This window comes from Candidatus Omnitrophota bacterium (genome assembly GCA_040755155.1).
Lineage (GTDB): Bacteria > Hinthialibacterota > Hinthialibacteria > Hinthialibacterales > Hinthialibacteraceae > JBFMBP01.
This window is the reverse complement of record JBFMBP010000052.1, coordinates 1-11,930: the sequence shown is the minus strand read 5'-3', so window position 1 is coordinate 11,930 and position 11,930 is coordinate 1. Positions and strand designations below refer to the sequence as shown.

The 11,930-nt window shown below is 49.9% G+C and carries 5 protein-coding genes and 1 pseudogene; 5 read left to right on the top strand and 1 reads right to left on the bottom strand.

Going from position 1 to position 11,930, the window contains the following annotated elements; all coding sequences use genetic code 11:
- The first annotated feature begins 692 nt into the window (after positions 1 to 692).
- Positions 693 to 2,240, top strand: coding sequence for a two-component regulator propeller domain-containing protein (locus AB1656_06255; GenBank protein ID MEW6234970.1), 1,548 nt, complete (start codon positions 693 to 695; stop codon positions 2,238 to 2,240).
- Between the two features lie 198 nt (positions 2,241 to 2,438).
- Here the strand turns inward: AB1656_06255 and AB1656_06250 are convergent.
- Positions 2,439 to 2,666, bottom strand: a pseudogene (locus AB1656_06250) (integrase core domain-containing protein).
- Between AB1656_06250 and AB1656_06245 the strand changes: the two are divergent.
- From AB1656_06245 to AB1656_06230, 4 genes are all read left to right on the top strand, one after another.
- The gene (locus tag AB1656_06245) at positions 2,655 to 4,877 is read left to right on the top strand and encodes a hypothetical protein (protein ID MEW6234969.1); all 2,223 of its coding nucleotides are present in this window, start codon (positions 2,655 to 2,657) and stop codon (positions 4,875 to 4,877) included. The pseudogene AB1656_06250 and the gene AB1656_06245 overlap by 12 nt on opposite strands.
- Positions 4,878 to 5,023: 146 nt before the next feature.
- Positions 5,024 to 8,212 carry a DISARM system SNF2-like helicase DrmD gene (gene drmD, locus AB1656_06240; protein ID MEW6234968.1) on the top strand — a complete coding sequence of 1,063 codons (3,189 nt, stop codon included), beginning with the start codon at positions 5,024 to 5,026 and terminating at the stop codon, positions 8,210 to 8,212.
- Positions 8,213 to 8,233: 21 nt separating this feature from the next.
- Positions 8,234 to 9,049, top strand: coding sequence for a hypothetical protein (locus AB1656_06235; GenBank protein MEW6234967.1), 816 nt, complete (start codon positions 8,234 to 8,236; stop codon positions 9,047 to 9,049).
- Positions 8,932 to 11,853, top strand: a complete 2,922-nt coding sequence (locus AB1656_06230; GenBank protein MEW6234966.1) for a DNA methyltransferase — start codon at positions 8,932 to 8,934, stop codon at positions 11,851 to 11,853. Before AB1656_06235 ends, AB1656_06230 begins: the two co-directional genes overlap by 118 nt.
- Positions 11,854 to 11,930: the final 77 nt, after the last annotated feature.

Genomic DNA, 11,930 nt, shown 5'->3' with positions numbered 1-11,930 from the left:
TGCTCAACCTTATACATTGTATTTACATAAGTTAAGTATAGCGCAACCCAACGCTTTTTTCAAGCCAAATCCCCCTTGCAAAGGTGAATTTTCCAGTTTTTGACGCAGACTTTTTGCCGCTTCGTCAGCTTTTGAGCACGACTGATGTTACAGAGGAATAGAAGTGTAAGCGCGAAAGAGGCGATGAGTCTGCAGTTCATGGCAAGGACTTCCTGAGTGTAAGAATTGATCGACGCGTTCCGATTCGACGGTTGCGCCTCAATCTCCCGAGGCGCATGAACGTCGCTGGAAACCGATCGGTCTGATAGCAATTTTGACAACGTTGGGCGAGCTTTGCAAGAAGACCCGCAATAAATCAAATCGCCGAGAAGAAACTCGTGGAGAGGAAACAATTCCATAAATTGAAAAAAAACAGTTTGGCCTTGGTTTATGGGGCATTTTTATAAATCTTTCGGACCATGAAATGATTATTTTTGAACGCCATAAGAGACAAACGGCGTATGATGGAGTCGATAGCGGCGCAGTTTTTTGATTACAGAAAGCCAAATACGGTTTTATAGCCGCGGAACGGATAATTTTCTGGAATGGATGCTTGATTCGATCCAGTTTGTCATGAGAAAATCGGTTGAGAATCATGAACGTGGGTTTATCTCCCCGTTTTAAATGAGAAATCCCGGCTTAAGGAGAAGCGAATGGATTTTACTAAAATAGAACCAATTACTCTTGGGATTTTTGATAATTTTGCTCTTCATTCAAGATGGACCGCTCAATTGTTTCTCTTCTGCATGTTTTCCATTGTTTTGCAAGCCTACTCCGATTCCCCTTTTCCCTCGGTATTGTATGTGGACAGACTTACCATGGATGATGGCTTATCCAGCAATCAAATTCGAAAAATTCATAAAGACAAAACCGGATTCATGTGGTTTCTAACCGATCGGGGTTTGGTCAAATTCAACGGCTACGAATGCGTCATTTATCGGAACCACGCCCAAAATCCCAATTCTCTTTCTAATAACGAATTATTTTCCCTGCTTGAGGACGATAATGGTATTTTTTGGATCGGATCCGAAGAAGGACTGAATCGCTTTGATCCCAAGAATGGAACTTTTAAGCGCTATTTCCACGATCCCAAGAATCCCATCAGCTTAAGCAGCCACTATATCAACGACATTTTAAAAGACCGAAAAGGAAGATATTGGTTGGCCACCGCATCGGGAGGATTGATTCTTTTTGATCCAGTTCGAGAAGCGTTTTACTCCTTCCGCCACGATCCGAACGATCCAAATTCATTGGGAATTGATAAGTTGGAACGTCTCGCCGAGGACCCATCCGGGAAAATTTGGATTGGCCCCGTTGGGAATAGTTGGTTGGAACGATTCGATCCGGACACGCAAACGTTCCAGCATTTCAAAATCAAGGCTCCAAATGATACTTATCCCGATGTTCTCTCCTTGTTTGTCGATGCGTCCGGAATGGTTTGGTTTGGAACTTGGGGGCATGGACTCTACCGGTTAGATCCTTCGAAGGGAACGTATCGGAACTACTCCCGCGATCCCGCCGATCCCAACAGCCTTCCCAGCAACATCGTCAGTTGCATCCAGCCAAATGGAAAGGGGGAGTTATGGATCGGGACCTGGGATGGAGGTCTATGCGTTTTCGATCCGAAGACCGAGCAATTCCGGCCGATTAAATTGGTGTGCAAAACCGATCCGAACGCCGTCATTAAGACCGTCCTGGATATCTACCAAGACGACAATGGAATCTTATGGATCGGAACCATGGGCGATGGAGTTTGCCGTTACGACGGCAATCAAGAACAATTTCAATATATCAGAAATAATCCCAAAGACCCTACCAGCCTTAATGAAAACCGAGTATATGCTCTCTGCGCCAGTCGAGATGGGACGATCTGGATGGGGACGAATGGAGGTGGATTGAATCATTTCGATCCGAAAACCGGTCGTATGATCGCGCAGTATGTCCACGATCCTTCCGATCCCGATAGTCTTCCATGCAATACAGTGATTTCACTTTTCGAGGATCATTTAGGAAATCTCTGGATAGGAAATTGGGTTGCTGATAAAGGACCATTCAGCCGCTTTATTCCCGAAACGCAATCGTTTAGGAATTATCCCCAAGAACCGGATTCTTCGATAGGAATGCATGATGAAATCGTTCGCGCCATTCGGGAAGATTATACCGGTATGATTTGGATCGGAACCGAATCTTATGGAATCTAAAGTGTACCCCATTGTCAAGACAGAAAAACGGGAAAAAGTGGTGGAATTCCGCTTGCGCCTTCATGAATGCCTGAAGTCCTGTTTGGCCTGAATTCGAGGGTGGGCAACGGAAGGAGGCCGTAGGCCGACTGGAGTTGCCCACCCTCGAATTTTCCTTTTTCTGCGTCCCGTTGGCTTCTCCTTTCTTCAACAATCTTTTTACGCCGCTTGCCGATGTCCACTCGCATACACTTCCTGCGGGGTCTCGTAGCCCAGCGATTGATGGGGACGTTCTTCGTTGTAAAACCGAAAATATTCGCCCAGATTCCTCTCGCAGTCCCGCACGCTTTCGTATTCTTTCAAATAGACCTCCTCGTATTTCACGCTGCGCCACAGCCGCTCGATGAAGATGTTGTCGAACACGCGCCCCCGGCCATGCTGGCTAATACGCCAACGCCGACTTTTTCGCCTACGCCCAAGCCGGAAGACATCCTCACCCTCCTCGTAATCTCTCGCAATCGGCTTAAAGATTTGTTCGGCCAAGATCGCGCAACTGCATTATGGAACAAACTAAGCCTATTGCTTTCCCATGAAACCGTGCGCGGCGAGATCATCGACCTCGATCAATTCACATCCCTGCGCGACAAGTACAAAGCATGGGATGCGGACAGCAATCTGATGTATTTAGGAACCAAAACGGAAGGGCAGGATAACATTCGCATGGCGAACGCTGTATCGGAAGACATCAAGGCGATTATCGGGGGCAAGCGCATCGAGCAGAAATTCGCCAAGGTAAAATATCTCGTCATCATAGGTTCGGACGCTGCTATTCCATTTTACCGCGTAGAAAACCAGTCTCGAACCAATAACAGCGAATTCAATTATTACAAAAAACTGGATCAAACGCATCCATTGTCTATATCGTTGCGCCAAGACCGGCTTTTGACGGACGATTACTATGCGGATTCCACCCCGTCGTGGATGAAATCCGACTTGGAAAAGGAACTATACTTGCCCAACGATTTGTTAGTGGGAAGGTTAGTAGAGACGCCGGAAGAGATGAGCGCCATGATCGATGCTTACCTTACTAACAACGGCCAGATCGATTTCGACAAAGCGCTGGTGGCGGGCAGCGATTCCTATAAGAACGGAGCGGATTTAGCGGCGCAGATTTTAACATCCGATCTGGGGCGCGTGAATCGATTGCCCGATGGGGATGACCTATTCGAACTGGTTGACGCCATAAAGGTGAACAATCCCATTAATTTGCTCGGATTGCATGGAACCCACGACAAGATTTATCGAACCAAGATGATATCGCCCTTATCGGCGAAATCGGCAAAAACCTACCTCGATACGATGCTAGGTTCCATAGTACTAAACTGGGGAGGCCACGGCGGATTGAATCTTGACCGCCGTATCGCCAATCCCTCAAAAGAATACGACAATTTCACCGATGTCTTTATGAAAACTGGAGTCGGAACCTATTTAGGAACCACCGCCTTCGCGGGATCAAGTTTGGAAAGCATCGGTTTCACGGAATTGCTGGGATTGCGTTTCATTGATGCGCTAATCTCAGGTACAGCCTCCATGACCGTAGGGGAAGCCTACCAGAAAGCCAAGCGCGAATACTGGTTGAACGAAAGCAACGGCTTAGCGGATTCCAACCTCAGCCTAGAGGAAGTAAAACAAAACATCAGCGACGATGCAAAGGTGCTGTCGGGATTGATATTGTACGGGCTACCTATGTTCCGGGTAACATCCAGCGAACAAGGCAAAGTCAATCCACTTTCCGAAAAAACCTACCAAAGCCCCTTCGCCATGAAGCCGATGAAAGTGGAGCCGAAAGCCGTAACCGGAAGCCTGTTCCAAGTGCAGTTGGGAGCCGCATTGGAAGACAACTACATGAAGGAAAACCAAACCGGCGCCGGACGCTATTACGCCTTTAATGGAGTCACGCAAACGAACGTCAACGAACCGATCCAGCCAAGAATAGGCTTCTATACCGGAGCGGAGAGTTTCTTCCCCAAAGGCGCGGTGCTGGAATCGGCGAAGTACGTTACGCTATCGAATTTCGACCCCGTTATAGAAGGCGGAGCGTGGGGCGATGAGAATGTGAATGAAGGCGTATTCGATAAGAACGGGTATTTCCCGGCCATTCCCTTTACGGTGAACACGATCCCGCAGCAAGGCAACACTCCGCCACTGCAAAAATTCGTCTTTATCGCCGGTCAATACAACGACGACAAGAAAACCGAACGATTGTATACGGAAGTGAAATACAGCACCTATTACACGGGAGAAAAGACGGACGCCATCGCTCCAACCTTGTTAGAACCGATCCTCAAAACGGATAACGAAGTACAAGCCAGCATCCAAGGCTGGGATAAAAACGGAGATGCGTTGTACCGACTGGTTCTGCTATGGACGGATGGCGAGAGCGAATGGAAAGCGGCGGATATGAAGAAGTCCAACGCCAATCCCAAAGAATGGCAAGCCCAATTAGCCTATAAGCCAAGCCTGGAGTTTTTCTTCCAAGCCGTAGACGCTTTGGGCAACGTGACGTATCTGGACAACCAAGGCCAATACTACAAGCCCGCCCCGCCGACGAGCATCGATTCGTACACCTGGCTTAAATTATCAGTGGAAGGATTTTAATGGATAAAAGAAAGTTAAGGAAACACAGGGGCAGTTGACTCAAGGCTGCTCCTGTTTTTATGTATGAAAAAGAGTAGATTGCTTGAAGATGCGTACTTGTTTATTGAGGGGAGTTCGGTTAACAATCATTCGAATCGGATCGGAAAATGACGAGCACTTATAGCAACGCGCCGGAAATCGGCCAAATCGTTAATCTCAGAGAACGGCCTTATGCGGTTTTGGATGTTCTCAAATCGAGTCTTCCCTCTCTAATTGCGCCTTCTACCCACTTTTCGAAATCCCAACACTTGGTATCCCTCTCTTCGATTGAAGACGATTCGCTGGGCGAGGAACTTCAGGTGATTTGGGAGATTGAACCGGGCGCTTGCATTCGCGAGGAAGCGTCTCTTCCCGATCCAATCGGCTTTGACGATCCTTCCCTCCTAGATGCGTTTCTCGACGCCGTCGCTTGGGGAGCCTCCTCAACCGCCGATATTCGTTCTTTGCAATCTCCCTTTCGCAGCGGAATCGAGATCGAAGATTATCAATTGGATCCTTTAATCAGGGCTATCCGAATGCCGCGGGTGAATTTATTGATCGCCGACGATGTGGGACTTGGAAAAACGATTGAATCTGGTCTGGTGGTTCAAGAGCTAATTATTCGGCACAGAGTGCGAACGGTATTAATCGTTTGTCCCGCTTCCCTACAGGTCCAATGGCATGACCAAATGAGAGACAAATTTGGATTGGAGTTTCGAATCGTAGATCGAGAATTGATACGCCATTTGAGAAGGAAGCGCGGGTTGCGCGTAAATCCTTGGTCTCATTTCCCCCGGTTGATAACTTCGATCGATTATCTCAAGCAAGATCGAACGTTAAGGCAATTCATGGAGGTACTACCTGGCGCAGGCGAGCCGATATTTCCCCGCCGCTTCGATATGTTGATTGTGGATGAAGCTCACAATATCGCTCCTTCTGGCCGGAATCACTATGCCGTCGATTCTCGGAGGACTCATACGATTCGCCGCTTGGTTCCTCATTTCGAACATAAACTGTTTCTCACGGCGACGCCTCACAACGGTTATACCGAGAGTTTTTCCGCTTTGTTGGAACTGCTGGACAACCAACGTTTCTCGCGGAGAATTGATCCCAATCCCAAACAACTCGCTTCGATTATGGTTCGAAGATTGAAATCGGAATTGCCGAAAAAATGGGATGGAACTCCCCGGTTTCCAATGAGAAAATTGATTCCCCTTGAAGTCGAATACAGCCAGGAAGAAAAAGAAATCCATGCGATCCTCCACAAGTATACAAAATCTCGATTGAAAAATACTCAAACTCATGAAGAGACCTTTGCGGCGGAATTTGTTTTAAAACTCTTAAAAAAACGCCTCTTTTCATCGATTGCCGCTTTTCAATCGACGCTTAGGAAGCATGAAGAGTCTTTACGGACTGCGCAACGGAAAAAATCTCACGCCATTTCTCCGCCCACTCTTAATAGGCTGCAGCAGATGGTGGAGCGCATGGAAGAAGCCTACTCGGACGACGCCCAATACGATGAATCGGAAACGGATGCCATAGAGACAACAACAAGGCTCTTTCATGATCTTACTCAGGAAGAAAAGCATTATTTGAAACGGATGCGCGATTGGGCGGATGACGCCGTTCGACGGCCCGATTGCAAGACGCAGGAATTGATTCGCTGGTTATTGAAAACGCTCAAACCCAGCGGTAAATGGTCAAATGAACGGGTCATCTTATTTACCGAGTTTCGCGATACGCAGAAATGGCTGCACAATCTGTTGGCGGGAGAAGGTCTTACGCAAGGCAGCCGTCTTTTAACTTTGTATGGAGGATTGGATACGGATTCTCGCGAACAGATCAAGGCCGCTTTCCAGGCCAGTCCCGCGCAAAGCGATGTCCGTATATTGCTGGCTACCGATTCGGCTTCCGAAGGAATCGACCTGCAAAATTGCTGCAATAAATTGATTCATTTCGAAATCCCCTGGAATCCCAACCGCATGGAGCAGCGCAACGGGCGCATCGACCGGCACGGCCAACGCGCTAATGAAGTGTTGATTTACCATTTTGTGAGTAAGGGGTATCAATCGCATTCCGAGATTTCCAGCCTGAATGTTGGCGATCTGGAAGCCGATCTGGAGTTTTTGATGCGCACCGCCCGGAAAGTGAATCAAATCCGCACGGATTTAGGAAAAGTGGGGCCGGTCATTGCCCAGCAGGTGGAAGAAGCCATGTTGGGAAAGCGCAACCAGCTGGATACGCAGTCGGCGGAAGAGAGCGCAAAAAACGCCAACCGAATTTTAAAACTGGAACGCAACCTTCAAGAACAGATTAAGAAATTCATGGATCAGATAGAAGAGACAAAATGCGCTTTCCGCTATTCCCCCGAAAATATTCAGCATGTCGTTGAAGTGGGTTTGAAACTGGCGGGTCAACCTTCGTTGATGGAAGCCCAACTATCCGGCGTATGGCACGATCCGGCGGGAAGGAGGACGCGCTGCCCGGTTTTTTATCTTCCCCAATTCCAAGGCAGTTGGAGCCTATGTTCTCAGGGTTTGGCTCATCCGCATTCCGGCGATATTCGCCCTATTACGTTTGACCATACTCTGATCGAAGGCCGGGATGATGTGGTTCTGTGTCATTTGAATCACCGGCTGGTTCAAATGTGCTTGCGTTTGTTGCGGGCGGAAGTCTGGTCTACGAACGAGAAGCATCTTTATCGGGTGACGGCTCGATTGGTTCCTAGTCATATTCTTGCTACTCCGGCCATGATAGCGCACGCCCGATTGCTGATTATCGGCAACGACAACCGCCGCTTGCATGAAGAAATCATTCTGGCTGGCGGGATTTTGAAAGAGGGACGATTTAACCGTCTGAAAGTGGAAGAAACCAAAAACGCGATCCTGTCGGCCTTGCCGCAAGAAGCTCCAGCGTCCATCAAACAACGCTTAGCCGAATTATGGCCTGCGCATAAAGGATCGTTAATCGCGGCGCTGGAAGCCCGAATGAAAGAACGCATGGAAGGTTTGCAAAAGCTGATTCAAGAACGCGCCGACAAAGAAATCTCCGATATGACCGCCAATTTGACGGAATTGAAAAACAGCATCCAAAAAGAATTGAACGAATTGAATCCTGACGCCCAACAAACATTTTGGGATTTATTGGAGATCGATCAATATAAACAGGATGTAGAGAAGCTTCGTTCGCGTCTCCAGCAGATCCCCGGCGAAATCGAACGGGAAGCCGAAATGATCCGCCAACGCTTCTCCGAACCGTCTCCCAAATTGTTTCCGATCGCCGTCACCTTTTTAGCGCCGGAAAAAATGGCGCGATAACTCGTTTTTAAGGATTGCTCCATGTCCATCGCCCGTCACCATGCCAAATGGATTTCGCTCTTGGATATATCGGGGCCGTTTTTATCGATGCCAGTCTTGATGAGGACGTTTCCGCAAGGACTGGACGCCCACAAACCGGAACAATACAAAGACCTTCGGCTTACCTATGAAGATTGGCTCGCGGAAAAAGACGATCCCGCCATCCATTCCGCTTGGATCAAGTACGTCATGACGCAAATTCTGGAACTGCCAAGCGAGGTTTTGGCGCAAGGGCCAGCGTTGCAAAATCTATGTTCGCCTTTGCCGGAATGGGGGGAAACGCTGCGGCCGGATTTCGCCGTCATTCATCCGGATCATCAACGCCCCCTCCTGCTGGCGAATTATTGCTCTCCCCATCAATCTCTGGAAAAAGTCATTCCCAACAAGCGATGGCAGGCTTCACCAGCAACCCGCATGATGGAATTGCTGCATGGAGTGGATTGTCCGCTTGGCCTTCTAACCAACGGCGAGGAATGGATGCTGGTTCACGCCAAAGTCGGCGAAACCGCCAGCTATATCCGCTGGTACGCTTACCTCTGGCTGGAAGAGATTGCGACTTTCCGCGCTTTCCAGGTTTGCTGGGCGTTTCCCGCTTCTTCTCCGTATCGGAGAATGACGTTCTGGCGGCGTTGTTCGCGGAGAGCGCCCGCAATCAACAGGAAGTTAACGAGCAGTTGGGAATGCAGGTTCGCCGGGCGGTGGAGATGTTGGTTCAATCTCTGGACCGGGCGGACCGGGATTCGCATCGAACGCTCTTCAAGGGGATTCCCGAAACGGAAATCTACAATGCGGCGCTGACGGTGATGATGCGGCTGGTTTTTTTGTTTTGCGCCGAAGAGCGCAGATTGTTCCCTCTCGACGACGAACTCTATAGCCGGAATTACGCCGTCTCCACCTTACAGGAACAATTGCGGGAAACCGCCGACCACAACGGCGAGGAGATTTTGGAGCGCCGCCGGGACGCTTGGAGCCGGTTGCTCTCGATCTTCCGGGCCGTACACGGCGGCATTCAGCACGACCGGTTGAACTTGCCCGCTTACGGCGGGGATTTATTCAATCCCGACCGTTATCCCTTCCTTGAAGGCCGGGCGGAGGGAACGCATTGGCGGGACGAACCGGCGAAACCGCTTCCCGTCGATAACCGCACGGCGCTTCATCTGCTCGAATCGCTGCAAATTCTGCGGGTGAAGGTTCCCGGCGGCGGACCGGCGGAACCCCGGCGTTTGTCGTTTCGGGCGCTGGATATCGAGCAGATCGGCCATGTCTATGAAGGGATGCTGGATCATACCGCCAAGCGGGCGGAGGAACCGGTTGTAAGTTTGAAGGGCAAGGAAGGAGACGAGCCGGAAATCGAACTATCGCAGTTGGAGCGGCTCCTGGCCAAGAGCGAATCTGAGATATTGCAGTTTCTGAAACAAGAGACGGGGCGCAGCGAAAAAGCCTTGAAAAACGATTTGGAGGCGCAGCCGGACGCGCTGCGCCGAGATCGGTTGCGCAGCGCATGCGACAACGATGAGGCGTTGTTCAAGCGAGCGCTCCCCTTGGCGCAACTGGTGCGGGACGACAGTTTCGGCTATCCCGTCGTCATTCCTCAAGGCAGCCTATACGTAACTCAGGGAACCACCCGCCGCAGCACTGGAACCCATTACACTCCTCGTTCGCTCACGGAATCTATCGTTCAACACGCCTTGGAACCGATCCTCTACCCAGAAATGGCGGAAGGGAAATCGAAGGAAAAGAGCTGTCGCTTGAGTTTTCAAGAAATCCTCGATTTAAAAATCTGCGACATGGCGATGGGATCGGGGGCGTTTCTGGTGCAGACTTGCCGCTTTTTGGCGGACGCCATCATGCAGCAATGGGCGGAAGCGAAACTCGACGCTCAGGCGAAAGGCCTTGAGCTCGCCTTGACCGTTCCTTACGCCGATCCGGCCAGCGGGAGAATCGGCGAGCGGTTGATTCCCGAGCAGGAAGAAGAGCAAACCATTCTAGCCCGGCGGCTGGTGGCGGAGAAATGCCTTTATGGAGTGGATAAAAATCCGCTGGCGGTGGAGATGGCGAAACTTTCTCTCTGGCTGATTACGATGGACAAGAACCGTCCGTTCACCTTTCTCGATCACGCCTTTAAAGGCGGAGATTCGCTATTGAGTACGGTGGACGCCCTCCAAATCGATCATGTTCATATCAAGCCGGACGAATCGCTGCAAAAAAGCGTTCAGGATTTCTTTTGGTTCTCTTCGGATACGGCCAAACAAGCCTTTCGCATCGCCAACGATAAGCGAAATCAATTGGAATCTTACATTGTCAATGACAGCGCCGATCAACAGCGGAAAGAGTCGCTTTTACGGGAAGCGGATCAGGCGACCCAATTTATCCGGCTGGTGGGGGATTTGACGGCGGGAGCCGCTATCGCCTGCGCCGACGGCAACGCCGCCAAACGCAAGGGCGCTCCGCCGGAAGAGTATTTGCAGGAGCGCAACCTGATTTTGGATCATATCTACAATGTATTAATCCATCATGACGATCCTGACTATGAACTGAATATGAAAACCTTGCGGCGCTTGGCTCAGGAACTGTTGCTGCGCCGCGCTCCTGCGGAAATCTCTTCCCGCCATCCCTTCCATTGGCCGGTGGAGTTTCCCGAAGTCTTCCTGCGTCCCAATGGCGGATTCGACGCCATTGTCGGCAATCCGCCGTTTATGGGCGGGCAAAAGATCACCGGCGAATTGGGAACCGATTACCGCAATTACCTGATCGATTGTCTCGCCGCTGGAAAGAAGGGCAGCGCCGATCTATGCGCCTATTTCTTTTTACGGGCTAATAGTTTATTGCGAAATCAAGGCGGATTCGGTTTGCTGGCCACCAACACTATTGCCCAGGGAGATACCCGCGAGGTGGGTTTGGAGCAATTGGCGGAACAGGGTTGCGTCATCCATCGCGCTATTCCCAGCCGCAAATGGCCGGGGGAGGCGAACCTGGAAGTGGCGCATGTTTGGGCGCGAAAAGGGCTATGGAAAAATCAATTTGTTTTGGACGAAAAACCGCAACTCGGCATCACCGCCTTTTTGACCAAGCCCGGCAAAGCGAGCGGCAAGCCTTACCGCCTGGCCGCCAACGCCAATAAATCCTTTCAAGGTTCGATAGTTCTCGGTATGGGCTTCGTCTTGACTCCCGAAGAAGCGCAAGCCTTGATCGACAAAGATTCCAAAAACAAAGACGTGTTGTTCCCCTATCTCAATGGCGAAGACCTCAACTCCCGCCCCGATCAATCCCCCAACCGTTGGGTAATCAATTTCTTCGACTGGCCGCTGAATCGGGAAACCGCACCGGAAGATTGGGATAGCCCGGTAGCGGCGGATTACCCGGATTGCTTGGCGGTTGTGGAAGAGAAGGTGAAGCCGGAAAGAATGCAATACGAACCGAAAAATTTATGGAATATAAGTGTAAAAGCAAAATGGTGGCTCTTTGGAGCATACCGTTCTAATTTACATTCCACTATAGCGGGGATGGAGAAGGTGTTGGTGCGCGCTAGAGTATCAAGAACTCATGCAATTGCACTACTGTCCGGGGAAATTCAATCGAAAGTTAATCTAATCATCTTATAATTATAGAGTTATGGACACAAAATGCTGTAATCGACTTCAAATTGCTTTTATACTTTGGCCATTCACTTTTACTGAAA